This window comes from Microbacterium sp. W4I4, assembly GCF_030816235.1.
Taxonomy (GTDB): domain Bacteria; phylum Actinomycetota; class Actinomycetes; order Actinomycetales; family Microbacteriaceae; genus Microbacterium.
On sequence record NZ_JAUSXT010000001.1, the window covers coordinates 810,957 to 836,543 of the forward strand.

At 68.2% G+C, this 25,587-nt stretch carries 25 protein-coding genes; 8 read left to right on the forward strand and 17 right to left on the reverse strand.

The genetic code is table 11. From position 1 onward, the window contains the following. Nucleotides 1-110: 110 nt before the first annotated feature. Both QF046_RS03890 and QF046_RS03895 read right to left on the reverse strand, forming a co-directional pair. Nucleotides 111-2,384 (reverse strand): polyribonucleotide nucleotidyltransferase, encoded by a 2,274-nt coding sequence (locus tag QF046_RS03890; RefSeq protein ID WP_307366388.1) that lies wholly within the window; start codon nucleotides 2,382-2,384, stop codon nucleotides 111-113. Nucleotides 2,385-2,645: 261 nt separating this feature from the next. Continuing rightward, complete coding sequence (locus tag QF046_RS03895; RefSeq protein WP_307366390.1) at nucleotides 2,646-4,547, reverse strand: GDSL-type esterase/lipase family protein; 1,902 nt, start codon at nucleotides 4,545-4,547, stop codon at nucleotides 2,646-2,648. Nucleotides 4,548-4,727: 180 nt separating this feature from the next. Here QF046_RS03895 and QF046_RS03900 point away from each other — a divergent pair, with 180 nt between their 5' ends. Next, complete coding sequence (locus QF046_RS03900) at nucleotides 4,728-5,336, forward strand: DedA family protein (protein WP_307366392.1); 609 nt, start codon at nucleotides 4,728-4,730, stop codon at nucleotides 5,334-5,336. 44 nt (nucleotides 5,337-5,380) lie between these two features. Continuing rightward, nucleotides 5,381-5,554: a DUF5302 domain-containing protein gene (locus tag QF046_RS03905; RefSeq protein ID WP_307366394.1), complete on the forward strand. Its 174-nt coding sequence runs from the start codon at nucleotides 5,381-5,383 to the stop codon at nucleotides 5,552-5,554. 33 nt (nucleotides 5,555-5,587) lie between these two features. On the opposite strand, the gene QF046_RS03910 is transcribed toward QF046_RS03905, so the two are convergent. From QF046_RS03910 to QF046_RS03920, 3 genes are read right to left on the reverse strand one after another with little or no spacing between them, the layout of a single operon-like run. Further along, nucleotides 5,588-6,337, reverse strand: a complete 750-nt coding sequence (locus QF046_RS03910; RefSeq protein WP_307366396.1) for an SDR family oxidoreductase — start codon at nucleotides 6,335-6,337, stop codon at nucleotides 5,588-5,590. A gap of 31 nt (nucleotides 6,338-6,368) precedes the next feature. Further along, nucleotides 6,369-7,013, reverse strand: a complete 645-nt coding sequence (locus QF046_RS03915) for an FMN reductase (RefSeq protein WP_307366398.1) — start codon at nucleotides 7,011-7,013, stop codon at nucleotides 6,369-6,371. A gap of 3 nt (nucleotides 7,014-7,016) precedes the next feature. Next, nucleotides 7,017-8,237: an LLM class flavin-dependent oxidoreductase gene (locus QF046_RS03920; protein WP_307372696.1), complete on the reverse strand. Its 1,221-nt coding sequence runs from the start codon at nucleotides 8,235-8,237 to the stop codon at nucleotides 7,017-7,019. 134 nt (nucleotides 8,238-8,371) lie between these two features. On the opposite strand from QF046_RS03920, the gene QF046_RS03925 reads away from it, so the two are divergent. After that, entirely contained in the window at nucleotides 8,372-9,517 is a 1,146-nt protein-coding gene (locus QF046_RS03925; protein ID WP_307366400.1) for an acyltransferase family protein, read from the forward strand. Nucleotides 9,518-9,568: 51 nt separating this feature from the next. Next, nucleotides 9,569-10,573: an isopenicillin N synthase family oxygenase gene (locus QF046_RS03930; protein ID WP_307366401.1), complete on the forward strand. Its 1,005-nt coding sequence runs from the start codon at nucleotides 9,569-9,571 to the stop codon at nucleotides 10,571-10,573. Nucleotides 10,574-10,580: 7 nt separating this feature from the next. Here the strand turns inward: QF046_RS03930 and QF046_RS03935 are convergent, their stop codons facing one another. The 3 genes from QF046_RS03935 to rpsO form a co-directional block, all read right to left on the reverse strand. Next, nucleotides 10,581-10,916: a transcriptional regulator gene (locus QF046_RS03935; protein WP_307366403.1), complete on the reverse strand. Its 336-nt coding sequence runs from the start codon at nucleotides 10,914-10,916 to the stop codon at nucleotides 10,581-10,583. Continuing rightward, nucleotides 10,909-11,760: a hypothetical protein gene (locus tag QF046_RS03940; RefSeq protein WP_307366405.1), complete on the reverse strand. Its 852-nt coding sequence runs from the start codon at nucleotides 11,758-11,760 to the stop codon at nucleotides 10,909-10,911. The genes QF046_RS03935 and QF046_RS03940 overlap by 8 nt, the downstream gene beginning before the upstream one ends. Nucleotides 11,761-12,029: 269 nt before the next feature. Then, nucleotides 12,030-12,299 (reverse strand): 30S ribosomal protein S15, encoded by a 270-nt coding sequence (rpsO, locus tag QF046_RS03945; protein ID WP_307366407.1) that lies wholly within the window; start codon nucleotides 12,297-12,299, stop codon nucleotides 12,030-12,032. Nucleotides 12,300-12,453: 154 nt separating this feature from the next. Between rpsO and QF046_RS03950 the strand changes: the two genes are divergently transcribed. Next, nucleotides 12,454-13,746 (forward strand): MFS transporter, encoded by a 1,293-nt coding sequence (locus tag QF046_RS03950; RefSeq protein WP_307366409.1) that lies wholly within the window; start codon nucleotides 12,454-12,456, stop codon nucleotides 13,744-13,746. 40 nt (nucleotides 13,747-13,786) lie between these two features. Here QF046_RS03950 and QF046_RS03955 read toward each other — a convergent pair whose 3' ends face one another. The 6 genes from QF046_RS03955 to QF046_RS03980 all read right to left on the reverse strand — a co-directional run bounded on the left by QF046_RS03955 (nucleotide 13,787) and on the right by QF046_RS03980 (nucleotide 18,951). Continuing rightward, a complete protein-coding gene (locus QF046_RS03955; protein ID WP_307366411.1) occupies nucleotides 13,787-14,335 on the reverse strand; it encodes a YceI family protein in 549 nt (182 codons plus the stop codon). Nucleotides 14,336-14,481: 146 nt separating this feature from the next. Beyond that, nucleotides 14,482-14,850 (reverse strand): FKBP-type peptidyl-prolyl cis-trans isomerase, encoded by a 369-nt coding sequence (locus QF046_RS03960; protein ID WP_307366413.1) that lies wholly within the window; start codon nucleotides 14,848-14,850, stop codon nucleotides 14,482-14,484. A gap of 84 nt (nucleotides 14,851-14,934) precedes the next feature. After that, a complete protein-coding gene (locus QF046_RS03965; RefSeq protein ID WP_307366415.1) occupies nucleotides 14,935-15,747 on the reverse strand; it encodes an ABC transporter permease in 813 nt (270 codons plus the stop codon). A gap of 7 nt (nucleotides 15,748-15,754) precedes the next feature. Beyond that, nucleotides 15,755-16,582, reverse strand: coding sequence for an ABC transporter permease (locus QF046_RS03970; RefSeq protein WP_307366417.1), 828 nt, complete (start codon nucleotides 16,580-16,582; stop codon nucleotides 15,755-15,757). A 76-nt stretch (nucleotides 16,583-16,658) separates the two neighbouring features. Further along, entirely contained in the window at nucleotides 16,659-17,840 is a 1,182-nt protein-coding gene (locus tag QF046_RS03975) for an extracellular solute-binding protein (RefSeq protein WP_307366418.1), read from the reverse strand. Between the two features lie 40 nt (nucleotides 17,841-17,880). After that, entirely contained in the window at nucleotides 17,881-18,951 is a 1,071-nt protein-coding gene (locus QF046_RS03980; protein WP_307366420.1) for an ABC transporter ATP-binding protein, read from the reverse strand. A gap of 109 nt (nucleotides 18,952-19,060) precedes the next feature. Between QF046_RS03980 and QF046_RS03985 the strand changes: the two genes are divergently transcribed. Next, entirely contained in the window at nucleotides 19,061-19,867 is an 807-nt protein-coding gene (locus QF046_RS03985; protein ID WP_307366422.1) for a FadR/GntR family transcriptional regulator, read from the forward strand. 31 nt (nucleotides 19,868-19,898) lie between these two features. After that, nucleotides 19,899-20,609 (forward strand): cache domain-containing protein, encoded by a 711-nt coding sequence (locus QF046_RS03990; protein WP_307366424.1) that lies wholly within the window; start codon nucleotides 19,899-19,901, stop codon nucleotides 20,607-20,609. A 133-nt stretch (nucleotides 20,610-20,742) separates the two neighbouring features. Here QF046_RS03990 and QF046_RS03995 read toward each other — a convergent pair whose 3' ends face one another. Next, nucleotides 20,743-22,038 carry a PrsW family intramembrane metalloprotease gene (locus QF046_RS03995; RefSeq protein WP_307366427.1) on the reverse strand — a complete coding sequence of 432 codons (1,296 nt, stop codon included), beginning with the start codon at nucleotides 22,036-22,038 and terminating at the stop codon, nucleotides 20,743-20,745. A gap of 60 nt (nucleotides 22,039-22,098) precedes the next feature. On the opposite strand from QF046_RS03995, the gene QF046_RS04000 reads away from it, so the two are divergent. Further along, nucleotides 22,099-22,968 (forward strand): fumarylacetoacetate hydrolase family protein, encoded by an 870-nt coding sequence (locus QF046_RS04000; RefSeq protein ID WP_307366429.1) that lies wholly within the window; start codon nucleotides 22,099-22,101, stop codon nucleotides 22,966-22,968. Between the two features lie 149 nt (nucleotides 22,969-23,117). Here QF046_RS04000 and QF046_RS04005 read toward each other — a convergent pair whose 3' ends face one another. Both QF046_RS04005 and QF046_RS04010 read right to left on the reverse strand, forming a co-directional pair. Next, the gene (locus QF046_RS04005; protein WP_307366431.1) at nucleotides 23,118-24,578 is read right to left on the reverse strand and encodes an aspartate ammonia-lyase; all 1,461 of its coding nucleotides are present in this window, start codon (nucleotides 24,576-24,578) and stop codon (nucleotides 23,118-23,120) included. A 49-nt stretch (nucleotides 24,579-24,627) separates the two neighbouring features. Beyond that, a complete protein-coding gene (locus QF046_RS04010) occupies nucleotides 24,628-25,545 on the reverse strand; it encodes a phosphodiesterase (RefSeq protein ID WP_307366433.1) in 918 nt (305 codons plus the stop codon). Between the last annotated feature and the right edge of the window lie 42 nt (nucleotides 25,546-25,587).

The following is a 25,587-nucleotide window of genomic DNA, read 5'->3' on the forward strand; positions in this document are numbered from 1 at the left end:
AGTTCTCGTAACGATCCGATCACATCGGATACGACAAGACCCGGAATCCTGTGGCACTCCACAGGATTCCGGGTCTTCGTCAGGGATGCCGACTCATCGGCATCCGTGGATCACGCCTCGACGGTCTCCGGGGCCTTGTCGCCCTCGGCGGCGGCGTCGTCGAGCACGGGCTCGAGCGACAGCTTGCCGCGGTCATCGATCTTCGTGATCTTCACGAGGATCTTCTGGCCGACCGAGAGGACGTCATCGACGTTCTCGACGCGCTTGCCACCGGCGAGCTTGCGCACCTCGGTGACGTGCAGCAGTCCGTCCTTGCCCGGCAGCAGCGAGACGAAGGCGCCGAACGTGGCGATCTTCACGACGGTGCCGAGGAACTGCTCGCCGACCTCCGGGTTGGTGGGGTTGGCGATCGCGTTGACCTGGGCGCGGGCGGCCTCGGCCGACGGACCGTCGACGGCGCCGATGTAGACGGTGCCGTCCTCCTCGATGGAGATCTGCGCGCCGGTCTCGTCCTGGATCGCGTTGATCGTCTTGCCCTTCGGGCCGATCAGCTCGCCGATCTTGTCGACCGGGATCTGCACGCTGATGACGCGCGGCGCAGTGGGCGCCATCTCGTCGGGAGCGTCGATCGCGGCGTTCAGCACGTTGAGGATCGTCAGACGCGCGTCGCGGGCCTGGGTCAGGGCACCGGCCAGCACCGACGACGGGATGCCGTCGAGCTTGGTGTCCAGCTGGATCGCGGTGATGAACTCGCTGGTGCCTGCGACCTTGAAGTCCATGTCGCCCAGCGCGTCCTCGGCACCCAGGATGTCGGTCAGCGCCGCGTAGCGGGTCTCACCGTCGACCTCGTCCGAGACCAGGCCCATGGCGATGCCGGCGACCGGCGCGCGCAGCGGCACACCGGCGTTCAGCAGCGACAGGGTCGAGGCGCAGACGGAGCCCATCGAGGTGGAGCCGTTGGAGCTCAGCGCCTCGGAGACCTGACGGATCGCGTAGGGGAACTCCTCGCGGGTGGGCAGCACCGGCACGAGCGCGCGCTCGGCGAGGAAGCCGTGCCCGATCTCGCGACGCTTCGGCGAACCGACGCGACCGGTCTCACCGGTGGAGTACGGCGGGAAGTTGTAGTGGTGCATGTAGCGCTTGTGCGTCACCGGCGACAGCGAGTCGATCTGCTGCTCCATCTTGAGCATGTTCAGCGTGGTGACGCCCATGATCTGGGTCTCACCGCGCTGGAAGATCGCCGAGCCGTGCACGCGCGGGATGACCTGCACCTCTGCGTCCAGCGGACGGATGTCCGCCAGGCCACGACCGTCCATGCGCACGCCCTCGGCGAGGATGCGTCCGCGGACGATGTTCTTGGTGACCGACTTGTACGCACCGGAGACCTCGCCCGCGGCGGATGCCGGGAGCGTGCCGGCCTCGATGGCGGCGGCGACCTCGGCCTTGACGCGGTCCTTGACCTCGTCGTCGGCGTTCTGGCGCTCGACCTTGTCGGCGATCTGGTAGACCTTCTCGAGGTCTGCCGTCGCGGACGCGGACACGAAGTCGAACGTGGCCTGCTCGTACGCGGGGAAGACCGGGTAGACGCCGGGCTCCTTCGACGAGTGCTGAGCCATCTCGGCCTGAGCCTCGACGAGCTTCTTGAGGAACGGCTTGGCGGCCTCGAGGCCACCGGCGACGATCTCCTCGCTGGGCTTGACGGCGCCGGCCTTGATGAGGTTCCAGCTGTTCTCGGTGGCCTCGGCCTCGACCATCATGATGGCGACGTCTTCCGAGCCGTCGGCCTTCTTGACGACGCGACCGGCGACCATCAGGTCGAACACGGCCTCTTCGACCTGAGCCTGGTTCGGGAACGCGACCCACTGGTCGGCGTGCTCGCCCTGGCCCGGGATCAGCGCGAGGCGGACACCGGCGATCGGGCCCGAGAACGGCAGTCCCGAGATCTGGGTCGAGGCGGAGGCGGCGTTGATCGCCAGCGCGTCGTAGTACTCGCCGGGAGCGATCGACAGCACGGTGATGACGATCTGGACCTCGTTGCGCAGGCCGTCGACGAACGACGGACGCAGCGGGCGGTCGATCAGGCGGCACACCAGGATCGCCTCGGTGGAGGGGCGACCCTCGCGACGGAAGAACGAACCGGGGATCTTGCCTGCGGCGTAGGACCGCTCCTCGACGTCGACCGTCAGCGGGAAGAAGTCGAAGCCCTCGCGCGGGTGCTTGCCCGCGCTGGTCGCCGACAGGATCATGGTCTCTTCGTCGAGGTAGGCGGCGACAGCGCCCTGCGCCTGCTGGGCGAGGCGGCCGGTCTCGAAGCGGACGGTGCGGGTTCCGAAGCGTCCGTTGTCGAGGACGGCTTCGGCGGCAGTGATTTCAGGACCTTCCAAGAGGTCTCTCCTTCTTTGTTTAGGCTCGCGCGTCCGTATGACGGGCGAGTTCTCGCGAAGGAGCGGATGCGGACAGATATAGGCGCGCGGGCACTCCCGCGAATCTCGCCTGCACTGGCCACCAGTAGAAGATCACCCGGCGCCGTGTGCGACGAGGAACCCACCACAGGGGACCAGCTTCTCAGCCGACCGCTCCGTACTAAGTCGATATGCAGTTGATGGATGCCACAGGCATCCGAGTCAAGCCTAGCAGGGCACCCATCAGCTCACGCGTTCTCCCACGCGGGAGCTGTTGCGGGCGATGTACACGAGGTCGTCGTGCTTGGCCGACCGCCCGTCGCCGGCCGTGCGCCCGAGCACCCGGCGTCCCGCCCAGGGCAGGGCGTGGTGCCGCCACCAGGCCCTGCGGGTTATGCGCTCGTGCTCGTGCAGCGACTCCTCGAGCAGGCCCAGCGCCTCGGCGTGCGGGACGCCCAGCGCCTCGGCCACTCGGTAGGCCAGGAAGCGGTGCCCCCGACGGGAGAGGTGCACGAGGTCCTCCGCCCAGTTCGGGCGCTCTCCGAGGGAGGCTTCCAGATCGGTGTCGATCAGGATGGCGCCGGTTCGCTGCGCCACCGCGGCGAGCGCGCTGGCGAAGGCGGAGAACCTGCGGGCGAAGCAGGCCGATGCCGCACGCCGGGGCAGGAAGGGGGTGATGAGCACGACATCCGCCCCGCTGCTCCGCAGCTGAGCCACGGTGTCCTCGACCTGTGCGGCGAGCGCTGCGACGTCGACGCGCAGCCGCACCAGGTCGTTGGCACCGACCAGCACGGTTGCCAGGTCGGGGCGCAGTTCGAGGGCTCGCTTCAGCTGCGGCCCGGAGACATCCGCGACGCGACGGGATCGGACGGCGAGATTGGCGTAGTGCAGTCCCCCTCGCGCGGCCAGCAGCAGCGCGAGCCGGTCGGCCCAGCCGCGCTCGAGACCGTCCGGCCCCAGGTCGCCGAGCCCTTCGGTCAGCGAGTCCCCCAGTGCGACGCAGCGCCGCCAGCGCCTGCCCTGCTGCGGCGCCGCGGGTTCGGGGCGTCGGGTGCGCGGCACCCGGAGCGTGCGATCGACGGCCTTGAGTTCTCGCGCCTCGTCGAAGTGCCCGACCAGCTGATCGCACACCGCCGCCCAGGAGCGCCCCTGTACGGCTTCTCGTCCGGCACGGCCGAACGCCTGTCGTTTGCGGGTGTCGCCGGCCAGATCCTTCACGCGCATGCGCAGGTCGTCGAGGTCGCCCGGGCGGTAAAGCCACCCGTCGATCCCCGATCGCACCAGATCGAGCGGGCCGCCCCGACCCGTCGCGATGACCGGCACCCCGCTGGCGTGCGCCTCCTGCAGGGTCTGGCCGAAGGTCTCGCTCTCCCCCGGGTGCACGAAGATGTCGAAGGACGCCACCGCTCGCGCCAGCTCGGCACCGGCGAGCTGCCCGAGGAACACGGCGTCCGGCAGCAGCGTCTGCAGCCGAGTGCGGGCCGGCCCGTCCCCGACGATCACCAGCCGGATGCCGGGGATGCCGCGCAGCGCGTGCAGGTCCTCCACCTGCTTCTCCGGAGCGAGGCGCCCGAAATAGCCGACGATCACCTGTCCCGGCTCCCTGTTCACCCAGGACTCATCGCGTGCCCCCGGGTGGAATCGCTCGGCGTCCACGCCCCGACCCCAGCGGCGCACCCGGTCTATCCCGAGACGTGCGAGCTGGTTCTCCGATTCCCGGGACGGCGCCAGCGTGAGCGTGGCGCGCCGATGCATCCGGGCAAGGTGCGCTTCGGCGAGCGAGGTGGTCACCGCGACGCCGTAGCGGGCGGCGTAGGCGGCGACGTCGGTCTGGTAGGCGGCGACGACGGGAAGGCCGAGCCGCTCGGCGGCGACTGTGCCCCGCCAGCCGAGGGCGAACGGTGAGGCCAGGTGCACGACATCGGGCTCGAAGCGCCGCAGCGAGTCCAGGACGCGCCCGGCGGTGGCGGTGCCCACCCGCACGTGCCGATATCCGGGCAGCGGCACCGATGCGACCCGGTCGACTCGCGCCGCTCCTGATCGCAGGGGGGTGCCCGGAGCGGACGGCGCGATGACGTGCGCGATGTGCCCCGTGCGCTCGAGGTGGCGGAGGATCTGCAGCACTGACCCGGTCACACCGTTCATGTGGGGAAGGAAGGATTCGGTGACGATCGCTACTCTCACAACGTCAGGATGGCCCGGTCGGAGCGCGTGACCGTCCCGAAACGGCCTCCGTCGTCGTGTGTTCACCGGATGCACGGATGCCGGTCATCTCCTCACCTTCCCGTCGTTCTCCGTTCACCCGGACCTGGGAGAGTCCTCTCCGTGATCCCGGAGCCCGTGCTGCAGATCCTGACCGGCCCGTGGGGAGTCCTGCTGATGGGCGCGCTCGTCGTCGGCGACGCCTTCCTGGTCGTCATTCCGGGAGAGATCGCCGTCACGGCGCTGGGCGCCATCGCCATGTCTCAGGGGACGCCGCCGCTGCCACTGATCATCGCGGTCGCGGCTGCGTCAGCCTGGTGCGGCGACGTCGCCTGCTACCTGATCGGTCGGCTCGTCGGGGTGGAGCGCTGGCGGTGGATGCGCGCGTCACGGATCCGATCGGCGCTGGCCTGGGCGGGACGGCGACTGAGCACCGGTACGGCAACAGTCCTGTTCACCGCGCGCTTCGTTCCGTTCGCCCGCCTCGCGGTGAATCTCATGGCGGGTGCCACACGCATCCGTGCACCGCGGTATCTGACGCTCGCGGCGCTGGCGGCGACCGGCTGGGCCGCGTACCAGGCGGCCATCGGCGCGATCGTGGCCGCGATGCTGCCGTCGGCACCGCTCGTCGCCGTGGCCGTGTCCGTGGTGGTCGCCGTGGCGCTGGGGGCGGTCATCGATCTGGTCGTGGCTCGCTTCAGCTGCGTGCATGCGGCGGGGCCCAACGACTGAACCCACCTAACGACTGAACCCACCTAACGACTAGGCTGACCGACATGAGCGAAGACAAGGCAGTCTCCCCCGAGGAGATGAAACGCAAGTTCAAGGAAGCGCTCGACAGGAAGAACGCGAAGAGTCGCGGCGGTGAATCGCACCTCGACGGCGACTCCGCCGTGCACGCGACGAACGCCCCTCAGATGAAGCGCGAGTTCCGGCGCAAGAGCGGCTGACCCGCTTCCGCATCCACCTGCTCTCGGCTCAACTCATCTCTCGGGTTGGGCCGAGAGCCATTCTGCGAAGGTGATGCCCTTCAGGTCCGCATCGTCCTGCGGCAGAAGCGCCCCCGAGCGCATCGCCCGGCCGAACGCACCGGGCAGACCGATCCTCGGCATCCAGCCGTCGTGTCCATGGTGCCTGGCCCAGGCCCGCATCATCTCGGCGAGTTCCTCCTCGCGCGGGCCTGCGATGTCTCTCGCCCTGCCGTGCGCCGGATGCTCCGCCAACTCGACCAGACGGGTGGCCACCTCACCCGCGTCGATCGGCTGCGTGCGCATCCGCACGGCCAGGTGCAGCGGTCCGACGGCGGCGCGCGAGTGCATCTGCGCCGCGAAGTCGTGGAACTGCGTCGCCCGCAGGATCGTCCACGGCACATCCCCCGCCGTCACAGCATCCTCCTGCGCGAGCTTGCCCGCGTAGTAGCCGTACGGTGCGCGATCCACGCCGACGATCGACAGCGCGATGTGATGTCCGGTACCGTCCTGTCTCTGACCGGCGAGAAGGTTGGCAGTGGTCCGCGTGAAGAACTCGGCGGCTTTCTTCGCATCCGTGGTCGTGATGCTCAGCACGTCGATGACGGCGTCCGCGCCGCGCAGCGCGCTCTCCAGACCGACGCCGGCGAGGACATCCACGCCCGCGCCTCGGCTCAGCACTCGCACGGCATGGCCGCGCTCCTGAGCGACGCGGACCACGTGCGATCCGATGACTCCGGTGCCCCCGGCGATGGCGATGTCCATGCGTCCATCCTCTACCGCCGGGGCGCTGGAGTCACTCCCCCGCGAGGCCGCCGAGAAGATGACCGAACGAACGGCCCTTGCCGAGGTACGTGTCCGGGTCGAACGGGTCGGCATCCGTGACGGCATCGCGGCGTGCGATCGCGTCGGCGAACTCCCGCGCACCGCGCTCCACGCGCGCGCTCAGCGGCGCCACATCGTCGGCGTTCGCGCCCCAGTCGCTGGACGCCGCGAAGACGCCCGTCGACACGGGCTCCGCGTGCAGATAGGTGAACAGCGGACGGATCGCGTAGTCGATCGCCAGCGAGTGCCGTGCGGTGCCCGCGTTCGCACCGATCAGCACCGGCTTGCCCGAGAGGGCGTCCGGGTCGAGCACGTCGATGAACGACTTGAACAGGCCCGCGTAGCTGGTGGAGAAGATCGGGGTGACGGCGATCACGGCATCCGCCGAGACCACCCGGTTGATCGCCTCCTCCAGCGGGGCGGGAGCGAAGCCCGTGAGCAGGTTGTTGGTGATGTCGTGCGCGAGGTCGCGCAGTTCGATCACGTCGGCCTGCGCCTCGATGCCGCGCTCACGCAGCGCCTTCACGGTCTCGGCGAGCAGGCGGTCCGCCAGCATCCGCGTGGAGGACGGGTTGGACAGGCCGGAGGAGATCACGGCGATACGACGCTCGCTCATATCTCACGCCTCCGTCCGGGTCAGTCCGAATGCCGCACCGGCGGGAGCCGGCCCTTCGACAGGCTCAGGGACCCAGTCCTGGTAGGGCGAGCCCGTGGTGAGGTTGTCGCCGCGATTCGCACCCGGGCGCGCCTCGCGGGCGGGTCCGTCGCCGTACACGGCGCGCACGCGCGCCGCGTGGGTGGGCGCGTCGGGAGCCTCGGGCGCGCGGTTCTGCGCGAGTTCCTTGCGCAGCACGGGCACGACCTCACTGCCGAGCAGATCGATCTGCTCGAGCACCGTCTTCAACGGCAGACCGGCGTGGTCCATCAGGAACAGCTGGCGCTGGTAATCGCCGAAGGTGTCGCGCATCGCCGCGTAGCGGTCGATGACCTGCTGCGGCGAGCCGACGGTCAGCGGAGTCATCTCGGTGAAGTCCTCCATCGAGGGACCGTGACCGTAGACGGGGGCGTTGTCGAAGTACGGCCGGAACTCGTTCACGGCATCCTGCGACTTCGGGCGGATGAACGCCTGTCCACCGAGGCCCACGATGGCCGTCTCCGGGGCGCCGTGGCCGTAGTGCGACCAGCGCTGACGGTACAGCTCGATCAGGCGCTGGTAGTGCTCCTTGGGCCAGAAGATGTTGTTCGCGAAGAAGCCGTCGCCGTAGTACGCGGCCTGCTCGGCGATCTCGGGGGTGCGGATCGAGCCGTGCCAGACGAACGGCGCGACGCCGTCCAGCGGACGCGGGGTGGCGGTGAAGCCCTGCAGCGACGTGCGGAACTTGCCCTCCCAGTCGACGACGTCCTTGGTCCACAGCTCGTGCAGGAGCGCGTAGCTCTCGATCGCCAGGGGCAGGCCCTGGCGGATGTCCTTGCCGAACCACGGGTACACCGGGCCGGTGTTGCCGCGGCCCATCATCAGGTCCATGCGACCGCCGGACAGGTGCTGCAGCATCGCGTACTCCTCTGCGATGCGCACAGGGTCGTTGGTGGTGATCAGCGTCGTGGAGGTCGAGACGATCAGCCGCTCGGTCTGCGCGGCGATGTACGCCAGCAGGGTCGTGGGGCTCGAGGAGAAGAACGGCGGGTTGTGGTGCTCACCGATCGCGAAGACGTCCAGTCCCGCGTCCTCGGCGTGCTTGGCCATGGTGACGGCGGCCTGGATGCGCTCCCGCTCGCTGGGCGTGACGCCCGTGGTGGGGTCCTGCGTGATGTCGCTGACCGACATGAGACCGAACTGCATGCCGGACCGGTCGCTGCTCTGTGCGTCCATGTTCTTCTCCGCTCGGGATGCTGTGGCATCCGTTTGTATTCATTTGAATGTAGTTGATGCAACGCCTCCACAGCAAACTTATTCCCGGCCGGTAGCCTCGGATGATGAGCAGTGCAGTGCAGCATCCGCCCACCGGTTCCACGGGCGCGATCCCCCGCCCGCGTCGACGGGTTCCGTTCTGGGACAACGCCCGCTTCGCCTGCATCGTGCTGGTGGTCCTCGGGCACGGCATCCAGCGTCTGATCTACGACTCCGACGTCTCCTACGCGTTCTACCTCTGGGTGTACGCGTTCCACATGCCCGCCTTCGCGCTGATCTCCGGCTACTTCTCCAAGGCGTCCAGCCCCACCAGACGGCAGATGGCGCGAGTCATCACCGACATCCTCGTGCCCTACCTGATCTTCGAGGGACTGTGGACGCTGACCAAGCTGCTCGTCGAAGGCCAGGCCGATCCGAACCTCACCCAGCCGTCGTGGACGCTGTGGTTCCTGATCGCGCTCGGCATCTTCCGCCTCGTGCTGCCGTATCTGGCGCTGCTGCGCTGGCCGCTGGCGTGGGCGCTCGCCGTCTCGATCGGGGTCGGCTACCTCAGCAACGTCAACAGCACGTTCTCCCTCTCGCGCACCCTCGGACTGCTCTTCTTCTTCACGCTGGGCTGGTGGCTGCGCGAGCGCGACCTGGTCCGCCGCTTCCAGTTGATCGACTTCCGCCCCTGGTGGCTGCGCGCCTCCGCGATCGTGGTGCTCGGCGTCTGGGCGTTCGTGTGCTGGCGCTGGCTGCCGATCTGGGATGCCGTGGACCTGCGCTACTGGTTCTTCTACGACGACTCCTACGCGGGCCTGTCCGCAGACCAGTGGTGGGCGGGCGGCGTCCGCCTGGGGCTGATGGCGCTGGCCCTGCTGCTGAGTGCGTCGTTCCTCGTGCTCATGCCGCGCCGGACGCACCGCTGGACGACGCTCGGGCAGTACACGATGTACGTGTACCTGCTGCACTCCTTCGTGCTCTACCCGTTCCGCGAGTCCGGCGCGCTGCGCGGGCTCGACCCGACCTGGATCTGGCTGCCCCTGATCACGGTCCTCGCCGTGCTCATCGCCTTCGCACTCGCGTCGAAACCGGTGCGCCGCGTCTTCCGTCCCCTGATCGAGCCGCGCCCGCGCTGGATGTTCGGCGACCCGGCGCTGACATCCGATGCCGATCACCGCAACGATCCGACCGGATCCCGGCGCAGCAGAGAAGAGCCTTCGAAGTAATCGCGCGAAACAAATCCGGCGACCGGTCAGTCATGCGCCTACCGTCGATCCATGGCAGATCTCACCCTTCCCGTCCTCGATCTCTCCCGGCTCGATCTCGGCCAGGAGGAAGCGGACGGCTTCCGCGCGGACCTGCGCGCCGCGACCCGCGATGTCGGCTTCTTCTACCTGACCGGAACAGGCATCCCCGCAGAGTTGGAGCAGCGACTGCACCGTGCCGCGCGCGACTTCTTCGCCCTCCCCGAAGGCGACAAGCTCGCCATCGAGAACGTGAAGAGCCCGCACTTCCGCGGATACACCCGTGTCGGAGGCGAGCGCACGCAGGGCGCGGTCGACTGGCGCGAGCAGATCGACATCGGACCGGAGCGGGATGCCGTCGAAGGCGGCCCGGCCTTCACCCGGTTGATCGGCCCGAACCTGTGGCCGGCCGCACAGCCCGAGCTGCGCGAGGTGGTCGCGGAATGGCATGCCGCTCTGTCGGCGATCTCGCGTCGACTGCTGCGCGCGTGGGCGCTGTCGCTGGGTGCGGAGGAGAGCTACTTCGACGATCATTTCGGAGAGCCGTCGACACTGATCAAGATCGTGCGGTACCCCGGAACCGATCAGCCGCTCCCCCAGCAGGGCGTCGGGGCGCACAAGGACAGCGGCGTGCTGACCCTGCTGTGGGTGGAGCCCGGTCGCGGAGGCCTGCAGGTCGAGCGCGACGGCCAGTGGGTGGACGCCCCGCCCGTCGACGGCGCGTTCGTCGTGAACATCGGCGAGCTGCTGGAGTACGCCACCGGCGGCTATCTCAAGGCCACGAACCATCGCGTGATCTCGCCCAAGGCTCCGGGTGATCGCCTGTCGATCCCGTTCTTCTTCAACCCGGCGCTGGACACGCAGCTGCCCTTGATCGATCTGCCGCCGGAGTTGGCCGCGCAGGCCCGAGGGGTGACCGACGATCCGAACAATCCGATCCACAGTCTGTACGGCGAGAACGCCTTGAAGTCACGACTGCGCGCGCATCCGGACGTGGCGGCGATCCATCACTCCGATCTCATCGCCGCTTCGGCGTAGCATCCGATCACGGCGCGTCGGCACCACCGGCGCCGAAGTCGACGATCGCCTGCAGCGCGCGCACGTGCGCGTGGAAGGCCCGGCGGCCCACCGTCGTGCTGTGCACCCACGTGCGCGGGCGCGAACCGACCTGCCCTTTGCGCACTTGGACGTAGCCGGCATGCTCGAGCGCGGAGATCGCCTTGCTGAGGGCGGAGTCCGAGACCTGCAGGATGCCGCCGAGCGTGGCGAAGTCGAGCTCCAGGTCCTCCCCCATCGCGGCCATCAGCGAGAAGCGGATCGGGCTGGCGAAGCTGTCGTCCAGGCGCAGGCGCGGATGCTCCCGCCCGGGCGTCTCAGTCACGCTCCGGCTCCTTCAGCGCCCCGACGACGAAGGCCAGGGCGATCAGCCCACCGGCGATGTACCCCGGGATGGACAACGACAGGCTCGTGAACTGCAGGAGCAGTACCAGCGCGACGGTCGTCGAGCCGGCGACGGCGAAGCAGACCCAGTGGAACGCTCCCCAGGCGGTGGCGACCGCTGTGCCTCCGGTGATCGTCGCGGTGAGCAACCAGGCCGACAGGGCGATCATCACGACGACCATCGCGATGGCTGCGACCAGGGCAGTCGTCGCCACGCTGGCCACGGAGATCCCCAGCGCGACACCGATCCCGATGGTGGTGACCCGCACGGTGCGGGTGAACGGAGTACGTTCGCGTCCGATCGACTCCGAGGCGGCATGACGCCATTCGCTTCGGGCCAGCAGGGCGTAGAGCGCGAAGGACAAGACCCCGGGGAGCAGGCGGACACCCCAGGGCAGGTCGGCCTGGAGGAAGAGCGTCGCCAGCGCTCCGACCACCATCACGGCGATGATGATCACGACCGCGGTGCGCAGCCGCTGCTCGCGGCCACGACGCTGATAGCCGTACTCCTCGCGGAGCGTGATCACGAGCTGGGTCCAGATCAGGAACGGCACGATGAGCACCACGATGTTCAGTCCGGTGCCGGGCGGAAACGCGAACATCAACGCGACGAGGTAGACGCCGAACGCCGCCCCCTCGACGAGCAGCAGCCGGGCGGCGGCACGACGATCGATGAACTGCTCGCGGCGCTGCGCCACGCGCGCGGACTCCTCGAGATACGCCTGCGCGATCGCCGCCGACGGCGGATCCAGCGGTGCCGCTCCGGACTCAGGTCGCTGCTCCATGGCATCCCCTCATACTTTCCACTCGGAAACTCAGTTACTTTCCTAATGGAAAGCGAGCGCGAGGTCAAGCCCGCATGCAGGATTCATCACGGCATCCAGCCCTCTCCCCGCGGCGAGACATCACTTCCCGCATGAGAAACCACGTGTGCGCGTGTGTCTCATGCAGAATGTGGTTTCTCGCGCTTGAACCCCGCCGGGAATGAGTGAAGGCCGCCCACACCGTGGGCGGCCTTCTCAAGAATGTTCTGCGCGATTGAACGCTGGTGCGATTAGCGACGCAGTCCGAGACGCTCGATGAGCGAGCGGTAACGGCTGATGTCGATGTCCTGCAGGTAACCCAGCAGGCGACGACGCTGACCGACGAGCAGGAACAGCCCACGACGCGAGTGGTGGTCGTGCTTGTGCTCCTTGAGGTGCTCGGTGAGGTCCTTGATGCGCTGCGTCAGCATCGCGACCTGCACCTCGGGGGATCCGGTGTCACCGGGGTGCGTCGCGTACTCTTCCATGATCGCCTTCTTGACGTCTGCTTCCAGTGCCATAGATTCGATCCCCTCTCGGTTCGTTGCGCGGCGCCCGACGTCTGATACGTGGGCTCTCTTTATCCGCGGCCGATCAAACGGCAACCTGAACAGCCTACCAGCCTTCCCGCACGCTCTGCGCCTCGCAGGCGTCGGGGCCGGATAGCCTCGTCTGGTGCAGTTCTCCCGCGGTCTTCTCATCGACCTCACACCCGTTCGGACCAGTCCCGCCTTCGCGCGCATGTGGATCGGGTCGGCGCTGTCCGGCATCGGCGGCCAGCTGACCGTCGTCACCGTCATGCTCCACGTCTTCGAGCTGACGGGCAGCACGTTCGCCGTGTCGATGATCGCCGTCGCGGGTCTCGTGCCGATGATCCTGGCGGGGCTCTACGGCGGGATGCTGGCGGATGCGTTCGACCGCCGTCGGGTGGCCCTCATCTCCGCCACGGTCGCCTTCGCCGCCACCGCCCTTCTCGCCGTCCTCACCTGGACGCATGCGGAGACCATCTGGTGGCTGTACGCGCTGAGCATGATCATCGCGGCCGCGAACTCCGTGGGCATGGCCACGCGCACGGCGATCGTGCCCCGGCTGATCCCGCTCGACCAGCTGGCGGCGGCATCCGCGCTGAACGGCATCTCCTTCGGGCTCACCGTGATGGTGGGTCCCGCGGTGGCCGGCATGCTGGTCGCGCTGACCGGATTCGGCTGGACCTACACGATCGATGTCATCCTCATGCTGTCGATGTTCCTCGGACTGTGGACGCTTCCCGCGCTGCTGCCGGAGGGCACGATCGTGCGACCGGGGCTGGCCTCCCTCGTCGACGGCTGGCAGTTCCTGCGTCGCGCGGGCAACATCCGGATGCAGTACCTGCTCGACATCACGGCGATGACCTTCGGCCAGCCGCTGGTGCTCTTTCCTGCGCTCGGAACCGTGCTGCTCGGCGGCGGCGCGATCACCACCGGCATCCTCACCGCCGCGGTCGCGGTCGGCACGTTCGCGTGCAGTCTCTTCTCGGGCAGGATCGTGCACTACCGCTGGCACGGACTCGGCATCGTGCGCGCTGTGCAGGCCTACGGTGCGGCGATCGCCCTGTTCGGGATCGTGCTGCTCGTGGGCGTCTTTCTGCCCTCGGCATCCGAGCACACGCCCCACGTCGTGCTCATCGTCGCGGCCTGCGTCGCACTCGCCCTGTCGGGAGCAGCCGACAATGTCAGCTCGATCTACCGCAACACCATGATGCAGGCGGCCGTGCCCGACACGATGCGCGGCCGACTGCAGGGCATCTTCGTGATCGTCGTCGCGGGTGGACCCCGCGTCGGCGCACTGTACGCCGGCGTGCTGGCCACGCTGACCACCCTGTGGTTCCCGCCGCTGCTGGGCGGGTTCCTCGTGATCGTCGTCGCGGCGATGCTGTCGCGGCTCAGCCCGCGCTTCCGCGTCTATGACGCACTGAGCCCCGCGGCCTGACGCGGGCGGCGTCGGATCGCGGGGCTCGGGAGCGGTGGGCTCAGGCCTGCAGGGCACCCTGCAGCTCGAGGCCGATGGTGATCTCCTTGCCGACGAGCACGCCGCCGGACTCGAGGGCGGCGTTCCAGGTCAGGCCGAAGTCCTCGCGGTTGATCACGGTCTTCGCCGAGGCGCCGGCCTTGTAGTTGCCGTACGGGTCCTGGCCGAAGCCGCCGAACTCGAACTCGAAGCTGACCGGCTTGGTGATGCCGCGGATCGTCAGGTCGCCGTCGACGAAGAAGTCGCCGTTCTCGACGCGCGCGCCGGTGGAGGCGAAGTCCATGGTCGGGAACGTGTCGGTGTCGAAGAAGTCGGCCGAGCGCAGGTGCGCGTCGCGGTTGTCGTCCTTGGTGTCGATCGAGGTCACGTCGACCTTGGCCGAGACCTGGGCCTCGAGCGGGTTCTCCGGGGCGACCAGGGTCGCCTCCTTCATCCCGAAGGTGCCGCGCACCTTGGAGATCATCATGTGGCGCACGCTGAACGTGACCTCGCTGTGGGACGGGTCCAGGATCCAGGTGCCGGGACGGTAGCCGGGGATCTCGATCGACATGTGGTTTCTCCTCAGGTTGATGGGGCCGCATCTCACGGCGTCGAAGGGAGAAACTTACATGCAGGTGAATCTATTCCCGAGAATGCGAAAAAGACCTCCGCTCGCGAAGAGATCGCGGGCGGAGGTCTGAATCGAAGGCGGTCGGATCAGCCGACGGCGACCAGGTCGATGATGAAGATCAGGGTCTTGCCGGACAGGAAGTGTCCGGAGCCCGCCGGGCCGTAGGCCAGGTGGGGCGGGATGGTGAGCTCGCGGCGTCCGCCGACCTTCATGCCGGGGATGCCCTCCTGCCAGCCCTGGATCAGGCCGCGCAGCGGGAACTGGATGGTCTCTCCGCGACCCCAGGACGAGTCGAACTCCTCGCCGGAGTCGTGCTCGACACCGGCGTAGTGCACGGTGACGGTGTCGCCGGGCTTCGCCTCATCGCCGTCGCCGACGATGATGTCGCGGCTGACGAGCTCAGTCGGGGCGGGTCCGGTGGGGGCGTCGAACTCGGGCTTTGTGCGATCAGTCATGAATACATCAAACCCCGGCCCATGCGCGCAGGTCAACGTGACGAGTCCGCTGAGCGCGAACTCCACTCAGGCGCCCGCCGCACATCACCCGCGGTCGCCGATGTCGCGCGAGAGCCGCTGCGACACCCAGACGGGGATGAAGGATGCCAGGATCACCACCGTCGCGACCACGTTCACGACATTGGCCTCATTCGGCCTGGCCATCTGGTTCATGATCCACAGCGGCAGCGTGTCCACCCCGGGCGGGGCGGTGAAGATCGTCACGTACACCTCGTCGAAGCTCAACGCGAATGCGAGGATCGCCCCGACCACCAGCGCACTGCGGAACTGCGGGAAGGTCACCAGACGGAACGTCTGCCAGGGCGAGGCGCCGAGATCCTTCGACGCCTCCTCGAGGCCCGGGTTCATCCTGCGCAGCCGTGCGAGGACGTTGTTGAACACCATCACGATGCAGAAGGTGCCGTGGGCGATGATCATGCCCCAGAACCCCACCTGGATCCCGATCGGCTCCAGGATCTGGTTGTACGTGTTGTTCAGTGCGACACCGGTGACGATGCCAGGCAGAGCGATCGGCAGCACGACCAGCAGATTCACCGCGCGCTGGCCGAAGAACCGATGGCGCTGAAGGGCGAACGAGACCAGTGTGCCCAGGACCAGTGCGATCACGGTCGCGCCGGTGGCGACCAGGACGGAGTTCAGCAGCGCGTCGCGCACCGGCTGGCTGGTGAACGCGCGACCCCACCACTGCAGCGAGAAGCCGGTGACCGGCCAGCTCGCGAGGCGCGTGGAGTTGAAGGAGTTCAGCACCACGAGCATCAGCGGGATGTACATGTACGCCAGGATGATCGCGACGATCACTCCGAGCACGATCCGCGCGGTGCGGGAGAGTCTCAGCATGCTCTGCTCACATCCTTTCCAGAGCCCCGGTGCGCTGCACGCTCACCAGGTAGATGACGACGAACGCGATGGGGACGACGGAGAACGCCGCCGCCAGCGGCGGGTTCAGGTTGATGTTGGACGCGATGACGCTGCCGATCATCTGCGTGTCACCGCCGACGAACTTCGCCACCAGGTAGTCGCCGAGACTCAACGAGAACGTGAAGACGGATCCCGCGATGATGGCGGGCTTGATCAGCGGCAGCACGACCGTCCGGATGGTGCGCCAGGCACCTGCACCCAGGTCGGCGGACGCGTCGAAGAGGTTGGTGGGCAGCTGCCGGATCGCGGTGTACACCGGCACGGCCATGTAGGGCAGCCAGAGATAGGTGAGGGTCAGCACCACGGTGATCACCGCGAAACCCGGGCCCTCTATGCCGAAGGGCGCGAGCATCCAGTTCAGAAAGCCGTTCTGCGTGAACGTGATGCGCATCGCGATCACCTTCACCAGATAGCCCGCCCAGAGCGGCAGCGTGATCGACACCGCGAGGAAGGCGCGCAGACCCGGTGAGGCCACCTTCGCCATGAATATCCCCAGCGGCACGGAGATGAGGATCGCCAGGAGCGTGACGCTGAGCGCGATCCCCAGGGTGCGCAGCGAGGTGGACAGGTAGGCGGGATTCGTGACGAGCTGCTCGAAGTTGCGCAGGGTGAAGCCCGGCTTCACCTTGGACGTGAACGGGTCGGTCAGCCAGAACGCGGTGATGAGCAGCATCACCAGCGAGAAGATGTAGATGCCGATGAGCCAGGTCATCGGCAGAGCCAGCAGACCTGCGATCCGTGCGCGGCGCTTCATTTCGATCCTGTCGTCGAGAGGGCGGTGCCGGGGCGGAGGATCACTCCCCCACCCCGGTGCCGGCGGGTGCCGAGGGTCAGCCCTTGACGGACGTCCAGGCGTCCGTCCACTGCTGGAAGTTGGTGCACTTCACCTCGGTGCGTCCGTCGATGCACTGCTCGATCGGGGTGGTCCAGAACCACACCTTCTTGAAGTACTCCTCGTTGGTCGCGTTGTAGTACTCGCAGTGGGCCGCGGCCTCATCGCTCGTGTCGCAGAATGCCGCGTTCGCGGGCGCCATGCCGAAGTTCATCGCGATCGCGCCGTTCACCTCGGGCGAGGACGCGTAGTCCATCCACGCGTACGCGCAGTTCGGGTTCGCGGACTCCGCCGCCAGCATCCAGGCGTCCGACCATCCGGTCGAGCCCTCCTCGGGGAGCACGCTCTTGAACCTGTCATCCTCGGTGAGCTTGCGCAGCACCTCCCAGGACGTGCCGAGCACCGAGGTGCCACCGGCGAACGAGGTGATCTGCGCAGCAGGGTCCGCCCAGTACTCCGAGACGATGTCGCGCTGCTGCTTCAGCAGATCGACGGCCGCCTGAAGCTGCTTCTCGTCCAGAGCGTAGGGGTTCTCGATCCCGAGTTCGGGCTCGTGCGCCATCAGGTAGACGGCGGCGTCGGCGATGTAGATCGGCGCGTCGTACGCGATGACCTTGCCCGCGTAGGGGCTGTCCTTCTCCCAGGCGACGTCCCAGCTGGTCGGCTCCTCGGTGACGACGGTGCTGTCGTACTGCAGGATGTTCGCGCCGCGGCCGATCGGGATGCCGTAGGACTTGCCGTTGATGGTGTCGTAGATCTGCCCCTTCATGCCCTCGACGATGTCGTCGCCGAAGTGCGGGATGAGCTCGAGGTTGAGCGGCTGCACGTCTCCTCCCGCGATCAGGCGCAGGCTCGCGTCGCCGGATGCCGAGACGAGGTCGTAATCGCCCGTGCGCATCAGCTGCACCATCTCGTCGCTCGTGCCGGCGATGCGGCGGTTCACGGTGCACCCCGTCTGCGTGGTGAACGCGTCGGCCCATGCCGGCTCGACGAACCCGGACCACGCGACGATGTTCACCTCCTTCTCGTTGTCGCCGAGCTCCTTCAGCATCGGTACGTCCGGCACCTCGATGGACAGTCCGCCCGCGGCGGCACCGCCGTCGTCCGCTGCGGAGCAGCCGGTGAGCACGAGTGCCGCCGTCGCTGCGATGGCTGAGACAGCCAGAACCTTCTTCTTCATGTGATCGCTCCTTCGTGATCTCGGTATGTCGGGATTGTGGTCAGGGAAGTCGTGCGGCGTGAGCGGGGTTCCAGGCCACCTGCACCCGGTCGCCGCGCGCGGGCTCGGCCGCGCCCGTGAGGTCATGCGCGTTGGGCCGCTCGGCGATGATGTCGACACCGGCGTCGGTGCTGACCAGGCAGCGGGTGGCGGGCCCGGTGTACACGGTCTCCGTCACGGTGCCGACCAGAGCGACCTCGCCTGCGCCCGGACCGGCATCCGCAGTCAGCACTCGCACCCGCTCCGGTCGGATGCTCATCGTCAGGCGGTCCCCGGTCAGCTGCTCAGCCAGGTCCGCCTCGATCAGGTTCGAGAGGCCGAGGAAGCGGGCCACGAACTCGGTGCGCGGCTGCTCGTAGACCTCGCGCGCGCTGCCGATCTGCTCGATCCGGCCGTCGTTGAAGACGGCGACCCGGTCGCTGAGGGTCAGTGCTTCCTCCTGATCGTGCGTGACGAAGATGAACGTGATGCCCACTTCGCGCTGGATCTGCTTCAGCTCGATCTGCATCTGCTCCCGCAGCTGCTTGTCCAGTGCACCGAGCGGCTCATCCAGCAGCAGAACCTGCGGACGCAGGATGAGCGCGCGCGCCAGCGCGATGCGCTGGCGCTGTCCGCCCGAGAGCTGGTGCGGCAGCCGGTCGGCGACGTGATCCAGGCGCACGCGGCGCAGCGATTCCTGCACCTGCTCGATCCGAGCGGACTTTCCGGCACCGCGCACGCGCAGCCCGTAGCCGACATTGTCGGCGATGGTCATGTGCGGGAACAGCGCATAGTCCTGGAACACCGTGTTGACGTCGCGTGCGTGCGGCGGCGTGCGCGTGACGTCGACGCCGGACAGTCGAACGGTGCCGGAGGTCGCGTCCTCGAAGCCGGCGATGATGCGCAGCACCGTCGTCTTGCCCGACCCGGACGGTCCGAGCATGGAGAGGAACTCCCCCGGTGCGACGTGCAGATCCAGATCGCGTACAGCGGTGAACTCCCCGAAGGACTTGCTCAGCCCCTGCAGCGACACGCTGCCCCGATCTGTGAGATCGGTGCCGGTGTCCTGCGCCAGTGGTGCGGGCGTCGTCATGTCGTGCTCCTCGGTCATCGTCGAAACGGGGAAGGTTCCGTAAACATATAAAACCGTAGGACATATTTCAAGTCTTTCCTCTCGGCATCCGCCGTGCGAGAATCCAGATATGGATTCGCTGATGCCGTCGCCGCAGCTGCGATCCGACGCGCGTTCGGCGGACACCGCCCCGCCGCGGCAGCCGCACCGGCTGCAGGGGGCGCTCTTCCAGCCGATCGGCGACGAGGGCCGTGCCGAGCTCGTCGAGCGTCGACTCGTCGATGCCATCCAGCGCGGTCATCTGCGCGCCGGCGAGCGACTCCCCGCGGAATCCGAGCTCGCCCGCAGCTTCGGCGTGGCGCCGGTGACGGTTCGCGAGGCGCTCCTCGCCGTGCGCGGCCGCGGCCTCATCGTCACTCGACGCGGACGTAACGGCGGCAGCTTCGTGGCCGACGATGCCGACCCGCTCGCGTTCGCCCGCGTCGAGCTCTCCCGCACCTCTCGGATCACCCTGCGCGACATGGGCGCGCACTACGCCGCCATCACGGCGGCGGCCGTCCGCCTGGCCGCGCGCCGCGCCGACCCCAGCGAGACCCATCGGGTGCTGCACCGCCTGCAGAGCATCGGCGACCTCGAACTCGAGCAGCAGCGTCGCGTGCTCGATGATGTGCAGGTCGAGCTCGTCTCGCTCAGCCAGTCCGCACGACTCACCCGCGAGCAGATGCGGCTGCAGGCCGAGTTCTCGCCCTATCTGCGGCTTGTGGGTCCCGACGCGGAAGGCCTCGCCCGACAGACCACGAGCCTCGTTCAGATCATCGAGGCTGTCGAGTCCGGTGACCCGGACGATGCCGCACGACGCACCGAGACCATGGTCGCCGACGTCATCGACGCCCTGATCCAGCTGCAGAGCTCGACGCCGACCTCTGCCCTTCCCTGATGATGACCATCGACGTGCACAGGAGGACGCGATGAGCACCACTGCCACCACCACAGCCCCGACAGCGGCGGCGCGGATCGTCGAGGACTACTTCGGCTCACCCATCCGCACACTGCTGGAGTGGTCGGACCCCTTCGCGATCGAGCTGTCCGCCCTGGCCGCCGTGGGCACGCTGAACCGCGCGCGACTGGATGCCGCCGTCGAACCCCATGCGCTGCGCACCCTCGCCCTGCCGGGCGTGCCCGTGTACGGAGCGGGGTTCATCGCGGCGATCGATCTGCTGTCCGACGCCCAGAGCCATCTCGCCTGGTGGCAGGGCGAAGACAGGCGCAAGCTGGTGCTGGCCTCGCAGTCGGTCAACAAGGAGCACATCGACTACAGCGAGCTCGAGTGGTACCGCGTGCCGATGAGCACCCGGGTGCCGCACGTCGCGGGCCCCTACGTCGACTATCTGTGCAGCGATGAGTACACGATCACGATCGCGGTGCCCGTCATCTCGGAGGGCGCGCCTCTCGGTGTCGCGGGCCTGGATCTGCTCGTCTCCGAGGTGGAGCGCGAGCTGACGCCGCGATTCGCCGCACTCGGGCAGCAGGTCACGCTCACCAACGGCGTCGGACGGGTCGTCGTCTCGACCGACCCGCGCTGCGCCACCGGAGATTCGGTGCGCGGCAGCCGACTCGCGGATCTGCCTCGGATCGCGTGCGCCGGGGTCGCGCTGGATGTCATCGTCGAGGCGCTCTGAGCGGATCCCGCCGGACCTCTTGACTTCCACGCAGGTCGGAGGCACCCTGTCTGTAGGCCAACTCAGCGCCCGGGAGACTAGCAGGCATCGCCGCAGCACCGGGCGCTGAGTCTGTCCGCGCCGACCCTGCCGCTCAGTACGCCAGCAGCTGCATCCTGGTCGTGCGCGTCCTGGAGAGCAGGACGTGCTCGTCGGCGGCCGCATACGCGTCGTGCCCGTTGATCGCGCGCTGACGCACGGCCGCGAGGGCGGCCGCATCCTTGATGAATGAGCGCATCAGCACCCGGCGGTCACCGGGAAGCCCCGCCGCCCAGGCCAGACCGACCTTGCGTCCGGCGGGGGTGGCCAGCATGACCACCTCCTCGGGGGTGAACCAGCCGGCGGCAGCGTAGTCGCCCAGGCGCTGCTGGGTCAGTCTCGCCTCCTCCCGGCGCAGAGCGACGATCACGAAGATGAAGACGAGGAAGAGAGGCACCTGCGTGGTCAGGTACAGCACGGTGAAGTCGCCGAGCAGGGATGAGCCGTTCCAGAACGCGTGCAGAGCCACCGCGCCGAGCAGGCCCAGCGCGCCGGCGCCCAGTGCACCGGCGGTGCCGGCGCCTCGACGGGCTGCGAACCCGATGGCGAACCCGGTGAGCGCGGCGAACATCGCGTGGGCGAACGGCGAGACGAGGCCGCGCAGGATGAAGGTCAGCGTCAGCTCCCCCGCACCGCCGTTGATCAGGCTGATGCCGAAGTACTGGATGTTCTCGGTGAAGGCGAAGCCCGCACCCACCAGCGCACCGTACACGACGCCGTCCACCGGACCGTCGAAGGCTCGGCGTCCGATGACGAACACGAGGAACACGCCCAGCCCCTTGGCGATCTCCTCGATGAAGGGCGCCTGGATGACTCCGGTGAAGAACGAGTTGCGCATGCCTGCCGTCATCGTGAGCAGCAGATCGAAAAGCAGTGCGATCCCGACGGCGGCCACCGCGCCCCATGCCAGGGCGAACACCACCAGGCTCTTGGGCTCCGGCTCCCACCGGTCGATGAGCCGGACGCCGAACAGCACGATCGCGAGCGGGACGAGAGCGAGGACGAGCCCCACGAGCGAGGCCCCGGTGCCGAGGAACATGGCGAAGTACGCGATGAGGGCCAGCAGCGCGAACCCGAGGATGCCGAACAGCCAGATGGACACGGAGCGGCCCTTGCGCACCGGCATCGGCAGCGCGGGCATCGTCGGCTCCGCCGTCGTCGGCTGCGGCGCAGACGGAGCCGCTGCCGCGGGCCGGGTTGCGACCGCCCGATCGAAGACGGACGCGAATCCGGCGGTGGGCTGCGGCGCGCTCAAGGCGGCTTCCGCGCGGACGTGGACCGGCTGCGGCGGCTGACCGTACACCGGCTGCGGCGGCTCACCGTACTGCGGGGGCTGTCCTCCAAAGCTCATACGGAAAGCCTAGAGGGAGCCTCTGCTCTCCGATGCACCGCGCCGGGTAGCGTAGAGGACATGCGGTTTGCCCATCTGAGCGCTCACGACTCCGACACCCTCCATCTCGCCGTCATAGACGGAGACGAGGCAGTGCTCGTCAGTGACCTCCTCTCCCCCGGACCCCACACACTCCAGCAGCTCATCGCCGGCGGTGACGAGCTGCTCGACGATGTGCGCCGCGCATTCGCCGCGGGTGCGGCACCACGGCATCCGATCGCAGGATTCTCCTTCGATTCCGCGATCATCGACCCGCCGGCGATCCTGGCCGTGGGCCTGAACTACTCGGCGCACTCCAGTGAGCTGGGGCTGAAGACCGATGCGGCGCCCACGGTGTTCACGCTCTGGCCGAACTCCCTGACCGGACACCAGCAGACCACGTCGTGGCCGCGCACCCTCAGCGAGTCGATCGACTACGAGGCCGAGCTGGGCGTGATCATCGGCAAGCCGACCAAGAACATCTCCGCGGACGACGCCTTGAGCGCGGTGTGGGGGTACACGGTGGTCAACGACATCACGGCCCGCGACATCCAGTTCGCCGAGGCGCAGTGGTGCCGCTGCAAATCCTTCGACGGCTTCACCCCCACCGGTCCGGTGGTCGTGACGGCCGACGAGATCCCCGACCCGCAGGCGCTGCACATCTGGACCGTCGTCGACGGGCACACGGTGCAGGACTCGACCACCGGCCACATGGTCCGCACGGTCGCCGCTCTCGTCGCGCACCTCTCCTCGTCGGTCACCCTGCTGCCCGGCACGCTGATCTCGACCGGCAGCCCGGGCGGCGCCGGCTACTCGCGCGACCCGCAGATCTTCCTGCGCGACCGTTCGACGGTCACGGTGGGCATCGACGGCATCGGCGAGCTCACCACGCACTGCCGCATCCTCGACTGATCCCCCCGCCCACTCCGGACATCGCTGACGCACTGCCCGGAGCCTCGGGGCGCGTGGCCCCCTCGTTGCTGTTGCACCTGTTCGCCAGATGCATCAGGGGCGGATGCTGTTCGTGCAGCATCCACCCCTTCTCCGACATCCGTCGCGTGTCAGCTCAGCGGGAGGTCCTCCGCAGCGATCACCGGGATGGCCGAGGTGACGGTCTCCAGTCCCGAGAGTCGCGCCGGCGAGATCTGCTTCATGACCTCTTCGCGCGACATCAGACCCGCTTCGACGACCAGATCGGCGATGTTGCGATTGGTCAGCAGTGCGGTCTTGGCGAGGGCGGCGGATGCCGCGTAGCCGATGAACGGGGTCAGCGCGGTGACCACGCCCACGGACGCGCCGACCATCGCGCCGAGACGCTCACGGTTCGCGGTGATCCCATCGATGCAGTTGACGCGCAGCGTCCACATGGCCTGGCGCATCCAGGTGATCGACTGGAAGATCGAGTGCGCGATGACGGGCTCGAACGCGTTCAGCTGCAGCTGACCGCCCTCCACCGCCATGGTGACGGTGACATCGGCGCCGACGACCGCGAACGCCACCTGGTTGACGGCCTCGGGGATCACCGGGTTCACCTTGCCTGGCATGATGCTGGAACCTGCCTGCATCGCCGGCAGGTTGATCTCGCCGAAACCGGCCTGCGGCCCGGACGAGAGCAGACGCAGGTCGTTGCAGATCTTGGAGAGTTTGATCGCGTTGCGCTTCAGCGAGGAGGAGAACGACATGAAGGCGCCCGTGTCGCTGGTCGCCTCGACCAGGTCGGTGGCCGTGCTGAGGTCGAGGCCGCTGATCTCGCGCAGGTGACGCAGCACGGTGGGTGCGTAACCGGCATGCGTGGTGATGCCGGTGCCGATCGCCGTGGCGCCCATGTTGATCTCGGTGAGCAGCGAGGCGTTCTCGGTGAGACGGCTGTGGTCCTCACCGAGGGTCGTGGCGAAACCGTGGAACTCCTGGCCGAGCGTCATCGGCACGGCGTCCTGCAGCTGGGTGCGCCCCACCTTGAGGATGTCGTGGAACTCGCCCGCCTTGCCCAGGAACGACCGGCGCAGCAGGTCCAGCTCGTCGAGCAGCGAGAGCAGGTTGAGGGAGAGCCCGATCTTCACCGCGGTCGGGTACACGTCGTTGGTGGACTGGCTGCGGTTGGTGTGATCGATCGGCGAGAGGTAGGCGTAGTCGCCCTTCTCGCGTCCGGCCATCTCGAGGGCGACGTTGGTGATGACCTCGTTCGCGTTCATGTTCGTGGAGGTACCGGCACCGCCCTGGATCACACCGACCGTGAACTGGTCGTGGAACTCTCCGTCGATGATGCGCTGCGCGGCGTGGTCGATCAGGTCCGCGCGCTCCGCATCCAGCACGCCGATCTCCTTGTTGGCGCGCGCGCTGGCCTGTTTGACCATCGCGAGCCCGCGGATCAGATCCGGATACACCGAGATCGGCCGCTTGGTGATCGGGAAGTTCTGCTCGGCCCGCAGCGTGTGCACGCCGTAATAGGCGTCGGCGGGGATCTCGATGCTGCCGATGGAGTCGGTCTCTGTGCGGGTGAGGGCAGGCGCGTCAGCGGCCATGTCACGTCCTTGTGGGTAGTGGCGGGTGGATGCGGGGGATGCCGCCAGTCTACGCCTTCGACCTCGGCGGCTTGCGTGAGAAGGCCCCCAGCCGCTCGTCGGCAGACAGCTCCGCCATCGCCTGAGTCCACTCCTCGCTGAAGTAGTCGCCCGTCGGCGCTTCCGCGACGGGGACGACCGTGTGGGTGATGACGTCGGGCCGCACGTGCACGAGCTGGAAGGCCTGCGCGGCATCCATCCCGTTGACCTCCGCGGCGGGCCGACCGAGGTTCATCGTGTAGCAGGTGGAGGAGGCCACGCTCACGGGGACGCCGGCGAACATGCCCGAGGAAGAGTAGTGCAGGTGGCCGGCGAGGATGCCGCGCACATCGGTTCCTCGGATGACGTCGGCCAGCTCGTCCTGATGGCGCAGCTCGAGGATGTCGAACAGCGGCACGTGCGCGGGCAGCGGCGGGTGATGCATCGCGAGCAGCGTTCCGTGCGGCGCGGGATGCCGCAGCTGCTCCGCGAGCCAGTCCCGCTGCGCCGCGTCGATATCGCCGTGGTGCCAGCCGGGAATGCTGGAGTCGAGGGCGATGAGCCGCAGGCCATCGAGATCCCACACGCCGGTCACCGGTTCCTCGGTGGCCGGTGCGTCGAGCAGCTCCGCACGCAGCGCCGGGCGCTCGTCGTGATTGCCGGCCACCCAGACGATCGGGCAGCCCAGGTCGGCCGCGACCGGCTCCAGCATCGAGCGGAGCCGACGATACGCGTCCGGTTCGCCGAAATCGGTCAGATCCCCGGTGATCACGATCGCCGAAGGATGCGGGTGCACCCGGCGAACGGTCTCGAGGGTGTGGGCCAGATTGCCCTGGCTGTCGGACCCGCCGGCATGTCGGACGCCGTCCGCGAGGAAGTGCGGATCACTGAGATGGATGATCGTGTGCGACGCGGGCTGATGGCGTCCGAACACGGGCGGATCGATCATCAGGCCAGCCTACGACCGGGAGGCGACATCCGGCGGGAATCC

What these genes read in the sequence shown, in the direction of transcription:
- QF046_RS03895 (WP_307366390.1), bottom strand. Translation starts at nt 4,547, where the DNA reads ATGAACGGTGTGACCGGGTCAGTGCTGCAGATCCTCCGCCACCTCGAG.
- QF046_RS03905 (WP_307366394.1), top strand. Translation starts at nt 5,381, where the DNA reads ATGAGCGAAGACAAGGCAGTCTCCCCCGAGGAGATGAAACGCAAGTTC.
- QF046_RS03910 (WP_307366396.1), bottom strand. Translation starts at nt 6,337, where the DNA reads ATGGACATCGCCATCGCCGGGGGCACCGGAGTCATCGGATCGCACGTG.
- QF046_RS03915 (WP_307366398.1), bottom strand. Translation starts at nt 7,013, where the DNA reads ATGAGCGAGCGTCGTATCGCCGTGATCTCCTCCGGCCTGTCCAACCCG.
- QF046_RS03920 (WP_307372696.1), bottom strand. Translation starts at nt 8,237, where the DNA reads ATGCAGTTCGGTCTCATGTCGGTCAGCGACATCACGCAGGACCCCACC.
- QF046_RS03925 (WP_307366400.1), top strand. Translation starts at nt 8,372, where the DNA reads ATGAGCAGTGCAGTGCAGCATCCGCCCACCGGTTCCACGGGCGCGATC.
- QF046_RS03930 (WP_307366401.1), top strand. Translation starts at nt 9,569, where the DNA reads ATGGCAGATCTCACCCTTCCCGTCCTCGATCTCTCCCGGCTCGATCTC.
- QF046_RS03940 (WP_307366405.1), bottom strand. Translation starts at nt 11,760, where the DNA reads ATGGAGCAGCGACCTGAGTCCGGAGCGGCACCGCTGGATCCGCCGTCG.
- rpsO (WP_307366407.1), bottom strand. Translation starts at nt 12,299, where the DNA reads ATGGCACTGGAAGCAGACGTCAAGAAGGCGATCATGGAAGAGTACGCG.
- QF046_RS03955 (WP_307366411.1), bottom strand. Translation starts at nt 14,335, where the DNA reads ATGTCGATCGAGATCCCCGGCTACCGTCCCGGCACCTGGATCCTGGAC.
- QF046_RS03960 (WP_307366413.1), bottom strand. Translation starts at nt 14,850, where the DNA reads ATGACTGATCGCACAAAGCCCGAGTTCGACGCCCCCACCGGACCCGCC.
- QF046_RS03965 (WP_307366415.1), bottom strand. Translation starts at nt 15,747, where the DNA reads ATGCTGAGACTCTCCCGCACCGCGCGGATCGTGCTCGGAGTGATCGTC.
- QF046_RS03970 (WP_307366417.1), bottom strand. Translation starts at nt 16,582, where the DNA reads ATGAAGCGCCGCGCACGGATCGCAGGTCTGCTGGCTCTGCCGATGACC.
- QF046_RS03975 (WP_307366418.1), bottom strand. Translation starts at nt 17,840, where the DNA reads ATGAAGAAGAAGGTTCTGGCTGTCTCAGCCATCGCAGCGACGGCGGCA.
- QF046_RS03980 (WP_307366420.1), bottom strand. Translation starts at nt 18,951, where the DNA reads ATGACGACGCCCGCACCACTGGCGCAGGACACCGGCACCGATCTCACA.
- QF046_RS03985 (WP_307366422.1), top strand. Translation starts at nt 19,061, where the DNA reads ATGGATTCGCTGATGCCGTCGCCGCAGCTGCGATCCGACGCGCGTTCG.
- QF046_RS03990 (WP_307366424.1), top strand. Translation starts at nt 19,899, where the DNA reads ATGAGCACCACTGCCACCACCACAGCCCCGACAGCGGCGGCGCGGATC.
- QF046_RS03995 (WP_307366427.1), bottom strand. Translation starts at nt 22,038, where the DNA reads ATGAGCTTTGGAGGACAGCCCCCGCAGTACGGTGAGCCGCCGCAGCCG.
- QF046_RS04000 (WP_307366429.1), top strand. Translation starts at nt 22,099, where the DNA reads ATGCGGTTTGCCCATCTGAGCGCTCACGACTCCGACACCCTCCATCTC.
- QF046_RS04005 (WP_307366431.1), bottom strand. Translation starts at nt 24,578, where the DNA reads ATGGCCGCTGACGCGCCTGCCCTCACCCGCACAGAGACCGACTCCATC.
- QF046_RS04010 (WP_307366433.1), bottom strand. Translation starts at nt 25,545, where the DNA reads ATGATCGATCCGCCCGTGTTCGGACGCCATCAGCCCGCGTCGCACACG.